The following is a 15029-nucleotide window of genomic DNA, read 5'->3' as shown; positions in this document are numbered from 1 at the left end:
TGAACCGATTAATTTATCATTCAACATCAACAGTGTTTTCTGTACTATGAAGAGGAAAAAGGAACGACTTACCTAACCATCAGACAATGGCCAGTAGTGGAATGTCGGTCAAACGAGCCATGCGCTGGGTCTCTCCTTCCGCAAAAAGCCGCTGAAACCAGTTCCGTGTCTGAGGCAGCATCAGGATCAAGTCAGCCTTAGTCGTATGCGCGAAGCTTAGCAGGGTCGTATACATTTCCTGGCCCCCAACGATGCTCAGGGTATGCGGTTGTGGAATCAATAACCGGCGAATATGTTCAGCTTGCTCGTTTAAGGATGGGTCGTTTAAGTCTTCGGCAACGCACAACACGTTAATGACACACCCTACGGCTCGGGTAAAGGTCAATGCAGTCTCGAAAGCAACCACATCAGGAGGTTGGGTCAGATCGATACAAAGAACAATGTTTTTTATCTGGGCATAGCCAGCCCCTGGTGGAATTAACAAAAGGGGCACTTCGGTTTCGGCTACCATTGCGGTTGCTGTGCTTCCCATCAGCTGAGCACTTACTGGCGCCGTTCCAACCGTCGACATAACTAATAAGTCGGCCTGTACGTCTTTAGTAAATTGGCGTATGGCCTTCATGGCATGGCCTTCCCGCGCGTGACGTTGAACGGCCAGATCAGGGCCAACTTTGTCTCGAATCTCGTTGGCCAGATGTTGAAGGGTTTTCTCACTGGTTTCCTGCACCGTATGAACCGATAAAGGAAAATCGCCGGTTTTAGCCGGATTGTCGGGCCACATCTGAAATGCGTGAAACAGAATTAACTGGGCATTCAGGTCTTTCGCCAACTGAGCGGCAAAGAAAGCGGCCTGGTTGGCATTGGCTGAAAAATCGGTGGCAAGAACAATCGTTTTCATAGGGTCAGTTTGTAGAAAATCACGGCGACGAAAGCACGGTCAACCGACTTTCAGGAAGCGCTTACTACTTATTTTAAATCGTCAGTAAGGCCCTACAAAGCAACGGCAAGCTGTTTACTTACCTCATGAAGCCGATCAGCTGTTCACCTGATCTTGATTAGCAGTCGATTGAGAGGGTAACGTTTTAAGGCGGTACAGCCAGGATCACAAACTACCCTTGTCCATTGAGAAGCCCTCCTCCTAGCATAAGCCTCGTTTAAAACTTTACAAGACATATCCATTCAACTAACAGTAGCGTAACTGGCAAAAGCTTGTTGTGCAAACTTGCCTCTTCTATCGAGTCGTTTCGATAATCAATATTTTTATACTATTGCCCTCGCCCATTCACCCCGTCAAGAGTTCCAGTTGTGTAATAGTAGAAAAAAGTGCCTCAGGGAGGGGCTAAAATCTTCACTGAGATGAGCTGTATTTCCTATTCGAATCCTGTTGCGTAAGTGCTGTGGCTGTTGAAAAAAGGACCATCAGGTTAGGGAACTGGACCACAAAGAATAATTGCTTAAGATTTCGTTCACTAATACAACTATTTCCAAATCGGCTTTATCGCCATCGAACCATAAGTCAAAGTGGACAAGTTGTTCGCTTGAATCATCGACGCCCGGTCAAATGCTGAGCAATCTCACCCATTATAGTCACACAGACCCTGAGGCTCGTATTGCCTTTAAAACCGCAAGGCCGGACCGTGGGAAAACCTCGTCAACTAGCCTATATGGCTAGCGTAGAGCGTGGATGCCGCTCAGCACGTTATTACTCATATTCAGGCTGGTTCGGCCTATCGGCGCGACAGTCGTAATCTGCTGACCATAGTTGACACAACGCAAGATCGCTTGAAGCGTTTTGACGCGGTTATGAGTAATGCGGTTAGGCTTTCGCTACGATGCTAACTGTGACACTTATTTCTGCAGTTTGAAAAGTGCCACGTTTGGCTGATAGACTTACCGTGGCACTTTTGCATCATCTCAGCATATGCGTCTATTGAGTCTGATCTAACACCTTAAACAGTATTTATCAATACAGATGATTCATCCGATACTGAACTATCAACATACGCTAAAACGTCACCTGGTTGACACTGCAATGCCTTACAGATAGCAGCCAAGGTATCGAAACGTACCCCCTTAGCCTTACCAGTCTTAAGAATTGACAAATTTACGTTCGATATACCTACTTTCTGAGATAGCTCATTGAGAGACATTTTTCTCTTAGCCATCATGACGTCTAAATTGACTATGATATTCACGTTTATATGAAAGCTTCGTTTTCACTCTTTACCTCAATGGCTTTTTGAGTAAAATGGGTTAACAACAAAATAGATAAGACTAATACGTATACAATCAGTGAATGGTCAAATACATGCTCAGCAAAATAGAAAATAAACTTCCCCTGTGCCTGTTCGAAACTGACTTCCTTTTTATAATAATGCCATGTACTCATTCCGGCATTAGCCAGTGAGTTGACGATAGCGACTCCTAAAGCTAAAAAGCCAAAAGAGCGCAGTTGTTTAACATTTTGCGCATCAAAAACCCTTTTATATTCAGCGCTTTTTTAATTCTAAAGACGAGAAATCCCATTATAACTATGCCTAAATAAGTAAGGATTTTGAAAACCCACATCCATCTTAATACGCCTGTGTAATCGCCAATTATTGAAAACCCCCTGTAGAGGAACAACAAACATTGCAGTCCAATGAGGACTGCGATTATCCAAAAGGTAGTATTGATAGCTTTCATAGCTGTTTGGTTTAGACTACCCAAAGGTATATAAATTTAATACAAAACAAATATTATTTAATGTTTTACATTAAATTTTTTAATTTACTTTTAGATCCGAAACTAAAAATAATGCAAAGTGCCACGCTTGGCTGATTGACCAAGCATGGCACTTCTAAAGACCAGTTCTATAATTACATTTATGTTAACTTACCACCATTTAGGTAGATTTTTAAATTGCTCTTTCCAAATCGAAACTGAATCCTGATCGAGCTTGGCAATCAATTCAATATTAGTATCAAAATCATCTTGATACTGTTCTGCTCTGTATGTAATGATTAGCTTAGAACCCTCGATTATTGAAGTAACTTGAATTGTTAGCTTTCTGTCCATATCTGTCAACGTAGCCGTTTGACCAGATAAAAGAGAAGTGGTGAATTCATTCCATACCCTGCAAAAGAACCATACACTAGCTAACTTCAACTGGAAAGCAGATGCCATGTCTGGCTTTGAGGATATGTCCACCTGAACGTTTAAGGAAGGTAGAGTTGAATCCCAGTCTACCAAGTTAAAGCTTAGATTAATAGGTCGTTTAAGACTTATGTCAGCCATTTCTTATTTTGTATAATTACACGTTCTGCTGATCAGAAGTCATTTCAAAATGCACTTTACTCGCAATCAGTTGGGTTAATCTACGGATATTCCCTAAACGCAATGCTCTCCTTTCCATTCCCCTTTGTAAATGACAATCGGGTCTATTTTCAGGGCTTATTTAGGGGGGTGATCTAGGAATATTCCCTCAACATGACATTGCTTATACTGCCTCACTGAGAATAGTACAATCTAAAGCTAGAAAAAACGATGGTTCTCAGGCTCAAAAATACCAGATTAGTTGAGTCTGAATACCAAGACTGTAAGAGCTGTATCTGGTGAATGAGTAAAAATCGTCGCTGGCTGGCCGGTAAAAAGAGTAGCTAGCCGTGGGTTGAAGCAGTAGCAACAAGTCTGAATTGATTCGATAGATTATACCAACACCTACCACCCCATCGGTCGTAAGGGGGCGTTCGGTAAAGGTCGTACTCTTGCTAAAAATAGCACCAGCGGAAAAATAGGGAGATAATCGATGCTCAGTCAACCGATAGTTGATCATAACGGGTAGTTGCCATCCCTTACTGGTGAAAGATGTAGACTCGTTGTACGGACTCTGCGGAGTCTTGATATGATTGGTATCCCGGTAATAAAAGCCGCCCAGGGATACATCCCAATGAGGGGTAAACCGATAGCGGAGTGTTAAACCAACGGCTGAAACTATATCGTGTCCAGCTATGGGAGTTTGGCTTGTCGACCCGTTAAACGTATAGTTGAGTTGGTATGAGTAGGGATTATAACTGAACCAATAGGTCGGCGCAATTGCCACTCGGCTTTGGGCGGCTATACGTGTAACGACTGCGCTCGATAAGAGCGTAAAAAGTAGGATAAGTTTCATCAGTTAAGCGATTAATCGTCAAACACGCTGAGTTAATTTGACCGGTTGTTACCAATTGATGTAATGGGCTTAGAGATGAATATAACTAAACTATTAAATCATACAGCCTAAACCCTGATTCTGTTTTTGCTCCTACCAGATACTTCGCTCTCGTGGCTGGTTTATATCAATGTACATTGTACCTTATTTGTCCTAGATCAGCGGCCATGGATGTTGACGCTCAGGCTACCCACCCCGTCGATTCAGCGTAATTGCCGCCCGTTCCTGATTAAAAAGAAGGAGCCTTCGGTCATCTTAGAGATGTCTTACAATCTGTTGTTGCATCCCCAACATGCTTTCTTTGCGGGGGTAGAAGTCATCAGTCAATCTCCCCTATCACTAGATAGCCGGTTGCGAAAATGAAGATACTTTTGACCGAATACAACGGCAATCGAATCATTCGAACTAATCGTTTTGCGAAGTATGTATAACCGGATTTTTTGAAGGACATGCCGCTGGCTTTTTTGACGATCTCGGCCAGTAGAACGTAGTTCGAGTTGGAATAGGCAAATTTCTCACCCGGAACGAAGTTAAGGGTGCGCTGTTGTTTGAGCATTTGGAGGGACAGTTCCTGGGTGAGTACCCCGTCCAGATTGAGGCCGTAAAACTCGGCCAATGAGATATCGTCCCGCAGGCCACTGGTATGATTCAGTGAATGCTGAACCGTTATGGAATGACCGAAGTCGGCTAACCAGGGCAGATAGAGTCGAGCATCCTCGGTTAACTTGATCTTACCGGCCTGGACCAGTAGGGCAATGGCATAGCCTGTAAATTGCTTGGAGACGGAACACATGTAGAAGACGCTGTTGGGTGTGATGGGTAGCTTATGTTCCAGATTGGCCAGACCAAATCCTTTGGCATACACCAGTTGAGCACCCCGAACAATGCCAACTGCGCAACCCGGTGCCTGCTGGCTGGCCCATTTGGAAAAAAGGACATCCACTTGTCGGCTTGTCGAATCGGCTACTGGCTGCGTAAAAGCGGCTGGGCTATATAGACTGATAAACAGCAGGATGCGGTATGCAATCGAACGCATAGCGGTTATGTTGGGTGGGCGTATAGGATGAATTGAGCGGAAACTCTGCCAACCCAAAAAGGTTACAGTGAAATTTAGAGACGATCTTCAGCAGCACTTTTTTTGGGAAAGCACCTGTTACCAATAGACTGGAGACAAATAGCCAGCGTCTCACGAACTCCTCCTGAAAAGAACATTCAAACACTAGCTAATTAAAGCCTTTAACCTATACTAGACAGTACCGATTTCTATGCAATGTCTTTCAACCAATAGACTAGGAAAAGCATGAGTTGATCGCCAGCTTGGCCTTTGTCGTCCTGAAGGTCCAGAAACTGACTTGGTTTACGGCCAACAATTGCCTGAATGCCTTCCGTGATTGTTCCCAACTACCGCATTAGCAAAGGGAATTTAGAATTGGTGCGAATGCGAAGAATGACTGGGTGAATTAGTTTTGAAGTGGGCATTTGCTGCCTCAAAGTATCCACCACTAAACCTGTCCCCTCGTTTGTCCGGTTATTACCCCCAGAATATTGCTCGATGGCATAAGCAGGCTCTCGACATCCTTTCATCACGTATGGAATGGATGATGCATCAGTGGTACCCTCTACTGACTGGACAAGCTCAGCTAGGATGGTTTCGGCTCTGCTCTATTCATACCGAAAGTTAGCACAAATTGGAAACTGTATTTTATATTCTCATTAAACACTCCTGATTGAGAATGAAGAGTAAAATGTTTACGAATATGTTTCCCAGGTATGTACGTGTCGTTAAACCAAACGGCTACAACTTAGAAAAAAGCAGATATTCAGGATTTAACATTTGCTAAAGGAACGTTTATCAAACGTATCACAAGTCGTGAATAAAGTTGTTTTATAGAGTGCTTCAAACTGTGAACTGAAATTCGAGGACACTGAAACTCCCGTATACACCAAATTGGCGAGCTGCGAATACACTAAGGTATGGCGTTCCGCCTGTAATAACGGGCTTACCTATAAGCGCTTCGTTTTCAAGGCGTTCTACTGATACAAAGAAGGTATCCATGTCTGAATGTAGCATTCCATCAGGGCTTTGTCAATGAGCTCAATCACCGCCACCAGCGGGTGTTGGGTCGGGACGCCCCGCATACTATTGTACTGCGCGATGCTGCTGATTTTCACAATCTCTTCCATGCCTTCTTGGTTTATCAGGACAAACTTACAGGTTCCGATAGGCCCTTATCCTACCGGCCTTCTCAATCAGTAATAATGGTAGAGAAACCCGTAATCTGTATACAGGATGGCTCGCCCGGCCGCCACAATTTTGCAGCTCAAAACATCCAACATGAAAACACGACAAATAGGAACCTCAGGATTAGCCGTCTCCGAACTTGGTTTCGGCTGCATGGGACTAAGCCACGGGTATGGTCCGGCAACAAATGAGACCGATGCCATTGCCCTCATTCAAAAAGCATATGAATCGGGCATTACGTTCTTTGATACCGCAGAAGTGTATGGACAAGGTGCTAATGAACAGTTGGTAGGAAAAGCACTGCACCATGTACGTGATCAAGTAATCATCGCTACCAAGTTCGGCTTTAAAAACGGCCGGAATACCGATGGGTTGGATAGTCGCCCGGAACGCATTAGGCAGGTGGCGGAAAACTCGCTCCGCTATTTGCAAACCGACTATATCGACTTGTTTTATCAACACCGGGTAGACCCGAATGTGCCTGTTGAAGACGTTGCCGGAACGGTAAGCGAGTTGATTGCCGAGGGCAAAGTAAAATACTTCGGGATGAGTGAAGCCGGCGTGCAAAGTATACGCCGAGCGCATGCCGTACAGCCCGTGACCGCCCTGCAAAGCGAATACTCCATGTTCTGGCGCGAACCGGAAAAAGAGATCATTCCGTTGCTTGAGGAATTGGGCATTGGCTTCGTTCCGTTTAGCCCGTTGGGTAAGGGATTTCTAACGGGCAAGATGAATGCGGACACCCAATTCGAGAAGACCGATTGGCGAAATGTCATGCCTCGTTTTAGCAAAGAAAACCGCGAAGCGAATCAAATCATTGTTGACCTTGTGGTCAAGATTGCCACCGAACATAACGCAACCGGAATGTCCCGGCGGGGACCCGCGGCCACACCAGCGCAGATCGCCTTAGCCTGGCTGCTGGCCCAAAAGCCCTGGATTGTACCGATTCCGGGAACCACAAAAATGTCTCGCTTAGCCGAAAATATAGGCGGTTCAGCCATTACCTTAACCAAGGATGATGTGGCCACCATCAATCAGGCTTTAGACACCATCAGCCTACAGGGAGAGCGCTATCCGGCAATCCTGGCAAACCTACAAGGCAAGTAAGCATATCATAATCAAGATGATAGATCTTCTCATGGCTTCTAAACAATAGATATAAATTGATGAACGTAACAATAAATAACGGCATAAAAATGCCGCTGCTTGGCTTTGGCACGTACTTGCTAACCGGTTCAGCGTGTGAGCAGGCTGTGCTCCATGCATTAACTATTGGCTACCGACTGATCGATACAGCGGCAGCCTACCATAATGAAGACTCGGTGGGTAGGGCGATTAAAAAAAGTAAGATCAAGCGAGAAGACATCTTTGTGACCACCAAATTTTTGCCTGCGGCTCCTGGGCATGAACTAGCCAAGAGTGCCTTTGACACATCGCTGAAAAAATTGGGGCTTGACTATATTGATCTATACCTGATACATCTGCCGCAGGGCGACGTAAATGCCTCCTGGGCAGCCATGGAAGAGTTGTACAAAGAAGGTAAAGTAAGGGCGATAGGTGTCAGTAATTTCAATATGGACCAGATTCAGGATTTACTGAAGCGGCATCGTGTGGCACCGGCCGTCAATCAGGTGGAGACGCATCCGTTTTCCCAGAAAACAGCCATGCAGCAAGCGTTGACGGCTCAAGGCATCCAGTTGGAATCATGGGCACCCTTTGCTCAGGGTAAGGCCCGTCTGTTTACGAATGAGCTGTTAAAAGCGCTTTCAAGCAAATACCATAAGAGCATTACTCAAGTGGTGCTACGCTGGTTAATTCAACGAGAAGTCGTGGCTATTCCCAAATCAACAAATACGAAAAGGATAAGTGAAAATTTCAATGTATTCGACTTCGAGTTGTCTTCTGATGATATGACAGCTATGAAATCGCTGGATAAAGAATGAAGTTATCAAGAAGCCCTTTCATATCAGTTATGACCCTTCCCAAGTTGGGCGCTTGTTACAGAAAACGGTCCGCCGGAGCGGTCTGATTGCGGCTATTGCCCCCAACGGCCCCTTGTATGTAATGGGGCAGGACCAGCCTTTTACTAGCGAGGATATTGGAAGCTTTGTGGCCGCTATCGCAAACCAGACTTGGTTGTCATTTGGCCGGGCCGCCGTAGCGGATGGGTTTTCATCCACCGCAGCGAAACGCTCAAGACTCTGCTACAAAACAAGCCCGGTCGGATTCATTTAGAACGTTTGCCTGCTTATAGTCCTGAACTAAAACCTGTCGAGTTGTTATGGAGCCAGCTAAAACGAAGCTTAAAAAATCAAGTGTTTGCCCATTTGGCGGAACTCGCAGTAGCAGTTTTGGAACAGATCGAACTTTTAGAGAAAGACCCGAAAGTAGTGTAAGCATTGCCCCCGCCAGTAGCCAAAATCGTCACGTCATCAATCGTTTTGCCGACAATCACCAGTGCATTGAGCAGGGCAGCTGCCGAAATAATGGCTGTGCCGTGTTGGTTATCGGGCAAAATGAGAATTGACAACTCCGCCTTGAGCCGTTCTTCAATGGCTAGAATTCCGGCGCTTTAATATCTTTCAGATTGACTCTTCTGAAGGTTGGCTCCTGTATTTTCACCATGCGGATGAACTCATCGACATTTTGGGTATAGAGTTCAATGTCGAATACATCAATATCCGCGTAGATTTAAACAGCAGCCCTTTGTCCTCCATCACCGGTTTGCTGGCTTCGAGACCAATATCACCCAGACCCAGCACCGCCGTTCCGTTACTGATGACGGCCACCAGGTTTTCTTTAGCGGTGTTTTTATACACATCTTACCGATTTTCAGCGATGGCCAGACAGAGTTCGGCTACGCCCGACGAATACGCTAAGGATAAGTCGGCCTGAGTGCTTTACTCTTTTGTAGGAATAACCTCCAGTTTGGCGTGGCAGGCCAGAGCATCTTCCCGGCGTATCTCTTGCTGCAGAAAATGAGACTTATTTGAAGCGACTTTATTCCGTTTAGTTTACAGGTAGGACAGCACCTGTTTACCGATGGCTTCGGTGCCTAATATTCGGTCAGCAGGTGTCGCCGAATCGGCAATATCCCGGGTCCGATAATTGTCTTTTAATAAGTGCTCAACGGCGCGGATCACCGTCTCCGATTCTTCTTTCATACCGAACGAAATGTCGAGCAAGAGGGCTACTGACAGGACCGACGCCAGCGGGTTGGCGATGCCTTTGCCGGTAATGTCATGGGCGGACCCGTGAATCGGCTCGTAAACGCCCGTCCCGTCGCCGACGGAAGCCGAGGCCAGCATACCCATCGATCCCGCAATCTGTGACGCTTCATCGGTCAGGATATCCCCGAACAGATTAGCGGTTACCACCACATCGAACCGGCGCGGATCTTTGATGAGTAACATCGCCAGGGCATCGGCATATTGGTGTTCGACGGCTACATCGGGATAATCCAGCGCCATTTTCTGTACGACATCCCGCCACAGACGACCGGTTTCCATCACATTTGCCTTATCGGCAGAACATAGCTTTTTCCGGCGGCTGCGCGCGGCTTCAAAGGCCTTCCTGGCAATCCGTTCCACTTCGTAGCGGCTGTATTCGGCCATATCGAACGCCGTATCGCCCCCATTTTTCCGCCCCTTTTCGCCAAAATAGACATCGCCCGTCAGTTCTCTAAAGAAGAGAATATCAGCCCCTTTCAATACCTCGGGTTTAATGCTGGAAGCTCCCAATAATTCATTAAACAGTTTGATCGGTCGCAGGTTAGCGTAGAGACCTAATTCTTTCCGCATTCGAAATAGACCCTGTTCCGGACGTACGGGTGCGCTGGGATCATTATCATAATCGGGATGCCCGACTGCGCCAAACAATACCGCATCGGATTGCCGCATTTTTTCCAGGGCTTCGTCCGTCAGGGGACTTCCGGTAGCTACGATGGATACGTGCCCAATCAGCACGTCATCGTAGGTAAACTCATGACCAAATTTGGCGGCAATCGCTTCCAGCACTTTTTTGCCCACCGCAGTTACTTCCTGACCGATCCCGTCACCCGGCGCAATGATGATGTGTTTTGTAGCCATTTTTTCTTCTCTCGTTGAATACGGGGTTAGGATACAGCAACCGAAGCCGGTTGGCTGGATAGGACAAAATCAAGGTTTTCGGTGATACGTTTTCCGTCGCTTACCAACGTATCCATATACAAACTGATTCGGCGTTTTGCTTCCGTCAGGTCCGTGTTGTTCAGGTTGATATTCAGCAGATCGATGTACCAGGGAGCCTTTACGTTGTTGAGAACGTAAACTTTCGCAATTTCTAAGGCAATGGGCAGCGTCGTCGTTTTGGAATCAGTAAAGACATCCTTGCTGGACGCCTTTAGTAATTTATCGTATTCCTCCTTCATCAACCGATGGAATATATCTTCCGTAAAAACATCGCCCGCTTTAGCCCCTGTCTCCTCATCGCTTTCGGTTAGCCGGGCATTCTTATGCAACCACTCCCAGAGAATACTCAACCGGATTTCGCCCGTGGCCATGTCCTCCATCAAGTACAAAATATTGTCGTCACCAAAGAAATCAGCGGATTTCAATGCGGCTGCCTGCATGCCCTGACCAAACGCGTTGCCATATTGTAAGGCCACGCTCAGCAGGTTACGCGCTCCCCGAATGTCGCGCGGAGCTGGCTCCAGCTCAATCAACCCATCGGCATCCTGCTGCGTATACGTCAATGGAGGGAACGAACGGCCTAGCTGGTTGGCATCACCCACTTTTTCCCAGACTGGCCGTACTATGTGCACCATTTTCCAATGAGCCACCCACTTACCACTGGCCCCTTCGCGCTGTTCGCGCTCGGCCCCGGCTATGGCTTTTGCCATACTGGCCGCCACCCCGGCTTCTGAACCGACCGGAATGTTGGGCTCCATACCACCCTGCCAGAGTGCAAAATTGCCCGTCTGGTCGGGGGTATTGACCGCACGACGGACGCGGTCTTCGTAATTTCGCATGTAGCCGTAGGTCATGGTAATGGCCTCGATGTTGGGATTGACGAAGTTCTTGTCCCAGGCCATAGCATCAGCCACGCTGTTGATGTAATCCCAGCGGCCAGTGTTGAAGCCAACAAAGTGCTTACCGAGTACCGCCCGAATCTCCATCAGTTGATGAGTAGCCTCTAACTGTTCAATTAGTACGTACACTTTAATGGTGCCAATAGGCAAGCTCAGATGTGTTTCCTGGGCACTCAGCAATTCGTTCCACACGCCCGCTTCTTCGGCAGTCTGAATTTTGGGCAGGTAGAGCACTATAGAAGAACCTGCCCCTTGAAGCGCTTCGTAGTTGTTGACGACGTAAAGCGTCAGGTCCACAATTGACGCGGCCATTGCTACCCCGTCGGCATCACGGATGTGGCGGTCGTCGAGGTGAAGGCCCCGCGCCCGGAAGATTTTGGTGGTAAAATCCAGTTGGCTTTCCCAGTCGGTGATGATCTTACGGCCTAGAAATGGCTCTGCCCAGCGGTTCATTTCGTCGGCTACCTGACGGGCAACGGATAGAAAGAGCGGGTCTTTATGGATAGCCAGTTTAAGATTCCGCTGGTTGTCGAGCGACATGGTGGTTATCTGTCCCAGAGCATCTTCCCCGTCGAACATCCAGCCATCAGCCCCCGACAGCAGGGCGTAGGCCACATTGCGGATGCTATTTTCGATAGGCGCATTGGGTTTGGCGGCTGGTCCGGTTCCCTGAATCCACTGGCGTTGCAGATCAGCCGGAATGGGTGCGCCGTCAAACTTGCCGTCGCGGGCGTCCTTCACCTTAATTTGGGTACCAGGAATCGTACTTTCCGGGTCGAGGAAGCCAATGCGGGTTTGGGTTTGCTGGCGGTCAGTCCGGCGCTTCAGCCGTGTTGCCATAACGGCTTTGATGCGTTGATTGAACGGGGCTAAAACCGCTAAAGCCTCGAGCGCTTCGGGTGTATACACGTCAGGATATCGGTCCTGCAAATGGGGCCGGATGGTGAATGTTGTTGGCATAGGAGTATACATGAAGATTAGTGATGGGCTGTCGATGACGGCTGGCCAGATGACTGACGGTTCAACAGAAAGACGGATAAAATAATTAACGCCAGCGTTGCGGCTAGGATAAGCAGATACGTAAACCCTTTGGCTACCTGCGAAACGGCCGTTGAGCCATCGGTAGAGAGCTGCGTGTAAGCGGGTATAATCCAGGTGAGCAGGTAAGCCTGGAAGGTAGTCAGCACACAAACCAGAAAGAGTAAAATGAAGCTATGCCTGACAGTAAATCGGAATAGTTCGGCTTCCCGGCCGGATAACCCAACGGAAGCCGTTCCAATCGCAATCGACTGGGGTGAAATCATTTTGCCCGTTACCCCGCCAGTGGCATTGGCACTCACGGTAATCAGCGGGTCAATTCCAATGGCTTCGGCCGATGTGCGCTGTAATTTGCAGAACAGGGCATTGGCCGAAGCATCAGAACCGGTCAGGAATACGCCCAGCCAGCCCAATACGGGGGAGAAAAAAGGAAACAGTACGCCCGTGCTGGCAATGGCCATCGCCATCGTGGCTGACATACCTGAATTATTGACCACAAAAGCAAAGCCGACAACCGAGGCAATGGTCAGGGCCGGAAACCGTAATTGTTTCAGCGTCGCCACAAAAATTTGGGTACCCTGCCGATAGCGCATACCTACCAACGGCATGGCTATCAGCGAAGCGAGCAGAACCCCTAAGCCAGAATTGGACAGGTAATTAAATTCGTAGGGTTTGATCAGTAGTGGACTCCCGTCTTCTTTGGCGATCGCATTTTCCAACCCCGGCATCATGAATTTTACTGTGCTAATGGAGTTCAGGGCATCCTTAACGGGTTGAAGCCCCCAGGCAACCACCATGAGCGTCATCAGCAGAAAAGGCGACCAGGCCCGCAGGATGGCACCCGCTGTATACCTCTGGGGGACGGTGGACGCGGGCGGCTCCTCGCTGAAGCGCCAGATTGTTTTGGGCTGCCAGAACCGTAAGAAAAGGATAAGCGCCATCAGGGAGGCTAATCCGGCCAACACACCGGGCAACATGGGACCTAGGTAGTTGGCGGTAAGCCATTGGACAAGAGCAAACGTAAAACCGGCTACCAGACAGGCGGGGAGAACCTCTACGGACCGTTTAACCCCCGCCATAACACCAATCAGATAGAAGGGCATAATGAACGATAACGTGGGCAGGGTTCGGCCGATCATTTGCGAAATGGCCATTTCGGGCAAATCAGACACTTGGGCCGCGATGATTACCGGAACCCCGACCGAGCCAAACGCGACGGGTGCCGTATTGGCGATTAAGCATATACCAGCCGCGTACAGGGGCGTAAAGCCCATACCCACCAGCATGGCGGAGGTGATGGCGACGGGCGCTCCCATACCGGCAGATCCTTCCAGAAAAGACCCGAACGAAAAGGCAATGAGCAGGGCTTGCAGTCGCCGGTCGGGGGTAATCGACGACATGACATTCTTGATAATCTCAAACTGACCACTGGCTACGGTTACGTTATACAAAAACACCGCCCCCAGAATAATCCAGCAGATGGGAAACAGCCCGTATAAAGCGCCATGTAGAGCCGACGCCAGGACCTGTGGTATGGGCATCCTGTAAACGATGACCGCTAAAACCAGTGCCAGCGCCAGGGTTAATACGCTGGACTGATAGCCTTTCATTTTTCGGATGATCAGCGCCCAAAAGATGAAAGCAATCGGTAGGAACGCTACCAGCGCCGACAGGGTCAGATTGTGCAGGGGATTAATGGGCTGTATCCAGGTCATTGTCGTCAGTTCAGTTTGCTGCCTTTTCTGGTGAATCGTTGATTAGAACCTGATGTCGAACGAAAGCACCGCGCTTCGTCCGTCGGAAGGCCAGATACCGCCCCCTGGGTACATCGTGGGGCGCTTAGTGACGTATTGTTTGTTGGTAAGGTTGTTGGCACCCAAGTCAGCAGCGAGCCGACGTTGCCCGTAACGCCCGCTTCGAAATTATAACCAAAGGCGTCTTTCCGATTTTTATCAACCCTTTCTAACACCGACCCCGGAATGATGTCCTTGATGACAACGGGTTGATAAGCCTGCGCTATTCCGGCATAGAATTTAGTGGTCGCATTGGATCGGTACTGCGCATTAACGTCCAAAAGAGCAAAACAGTGACTGATGCTACTCGGCAAATCAGCGGGCGCATAGTACGAAATAGAACCCTGCATATCGCTGACGCTCCCCTCTATACGTAAGTCCGGTGCTAGCGTTAGTTTGGGAGTAATGTACACTAAGTTCTCTACGAAGAAGGCAATATTTTTCGTCTTCATATACAGATCACGTCCGAACGTCTGATCAGTCACGGTCAGGTCGAAGTCGCTACCAGTGGTGCCCTTACCCAGTTGACGACGCCGGAGGTTGTTGTGCATGTACTGGACCCCAGCCGCTACGATACTGGTTAGATAGTTGGTCATGGGGCAAATAAGCGTTACGGCTGCGCCCCTTGACAGGCGTATCGATCTAGTCCGAAATTTGGTAAAACGAGCGTGTTTCATAGGACAGTCAAGGTCAAACAGT

The 15029-nt window shown here is 48.1% G+C and carries 13 protein-coding genes and 1 pseudogene; 3 read left to right on the top strand and 11 right to left on the bottom strand.

Going from position 1 to position 15029, the window contains the following annotated elements; translation table 11 throughout:
• Window positions 1–79: 79 nt before the first annotated feature.
• From ACYVC2_RS12660 to ACYVC2_RS12635, 6 genes are all read right to left on the bottom strand, one after another.
• Window positions 80–898 (bottom strand): universal stress protein, encoded by an 819-nt coding sequence (locus tag ACYVC2_RS12660; protein WP_461102795.1) that lies wholly within the window; start codon window positions 896–898, stop codon window positions 80–82.
• 1051 nt (window positions 899–1949) lie between these two features.
• Window positions 1950–2195 (bottom strand): helix-turn-helix domain-containing protein, encoded by a 246-nt coding sequence (locus tag ACYVC2_RS12655; protein WP_461102794.1) that lies wholly within the window; start codon window positions 2193–2195, stop codon window positions 1950–1952.
• Between the two features lie 679 nt (window positions 2196–2874).
• Window positions 2875–3165 (bottom strand): hypothetical protein, encoded by a 291-nt coding sequence (locus ACYVC2_RS12650; RefSeq protein WP_461102793.1) that lies wholly within the window; start codon window positions 3163–3165, stop codon window positions 2875–2877.
• A gap of 373 nt (window positions 3166–3538) precedes the next feature.
• Window positions 3539–4150 carry an outer membrane beta-barrel protein gene (locus ACYVC2_RS12645; RefSeq protein WP_461102792.1) on the bottom strand — a complete coding sequence of 204 codons (612 nt, stop codon included), beginning with the start codon at window positions 4148–4150 and terminating at the stop codon, window positions 3539–3541.
• 358 nt (window positions 4151–4508) lie between these two features.
• Window positions 4509–5225 (bottom strand): serine hydrolase domain-containing protein, encoded by a 717-nt coding sequence (locus ACYVC2_RS12640; RefSeq protein ID WP_461102791.1) that lies wholly within the window; start codon window positions 5223–5225, stop codon window positions 4509–4511.
• Window positions 5226–6220: 995 nt separating this feature from the next.
• Entirely contained in the window at window positions 6221–6373 is a 153-nt protein-coding gene (locus ACYVC2_RS12635) for a hypothetical protein (protein WP_461102790.1), read from the bottom strand.
• 151 nt (window positions 6374–6524) lie between these two features.
• Here ACYVC2_RS12635 and ACYVC2_RS12630 point away from each other — a divergent pair, with 151 nt between their 5' ends.
• From ACYVC2_RS12630 to ACYVC2_RS12620, 3 genes are all read left to right on the top strand, one after another.
• A complete protein-coding gene (locus ACYVC2_RS12630; RefSeq protein WP_461102789.1) occupies window positions 6525–7538 on the top strand; it encodes an aldo/keto reductase in 1014 nt (337 codons plus the stop codon).
• Window positions 7539–7597: 59 nt separating this feature from the next.
• Window positions 7598–8374: an aldo/keto reductase gene (locus tag ACYVC2_RS12625; protein WP_461102788.1), complete on the top strand. Its 777-nt coding sequence runs from the start codon at window positions 7598–7600 to the stop codon at window positions 8372–8374.
• A gap of 189 nt (window positions 8375–8563) precedes the next feature.
• Entirely contained in the window at window positions 8564–8827 is a 264-nt protein-coding gene (locus ACYVC2_RS12620) for a transposase (protein WP_461102787.1), read from the top strand.
• A 5-nt stretch (window positions 8828–8832) separates the two neighbouring features.
• Here the strand turns inward: ACYVC2_RS12620 and ACYVC2_RS12615 are convergent.
• The 5 genes and pseudogenes from ACYVC2_RS12615 to ACYVC2_RS12595 all read right to left on the bottom strand — a co-directional run.
• Window positions 8833–9406: pseudogene (locus tag ACYVC2_RS12615) on the bottom strand (NADP-dependent malic enzyme); the annotation flags it as partial.
• A gap of 39 nt (window positions 9407–9445) precedes the next feature.
• Window positions 9446–10519, bottom strand: coding sequence for a 3-isopropylmalate dehydrogenase (gene leuB / locus ACYVC2_RS12610; protein ID WP_461102786.1), 1074 nt, complete (start codon window positions 10517–10519; stop codon window positions 9446–9448).
• A 26-nt stretch (window positions 10520–10545) separates the two neighbouring features.
• Window positions 10546–12459 (bottom strand): malate synthase, encoded by a 1914-nt coding sequence (locus ACYVC2_RS12605; RefSeq protein ID WP_461102785.1) that lies wholly within the window; start codon window positions 12457–12459, stop codon window positions 10546–10548.
• A 17-nt stretch (window positions 12460–12476) separates the two neighbouring features.
• Window positions 12477–14252, bottom strand: a complete 1776-nt coding sequence (locus ACYVC2_RS12600) for an L-lactate permease (RefSeq protein ID WP_461102784.1) — start codon at window positions 14250–14252, stop codon at window positions 12477–12479.
• A 5-nt stretch (window positions 14253–14257) separates the two neighbouring features.
• Window positions 14258–14926: a hypothetical protein gene (locus tag ACYVC2_RS12595; RefSeq protein WP_461102783.1), complete on the bottom strand. Its 669-nt coding sequence runs from the start codon at window positions 14924–14926 to the stop codon at window positions 14258–14260.
• Window positions 14927–15029: the final 103 nt, after the last annotated feature.

The sequence above is a fragment of the Spirosoma koreense genome, from assembly GCF_054777875.1.
Note: the sequence above shows the minus strand (reverse complement) of the source record. Positions and strands in the feature narration are given on the sequence as shown.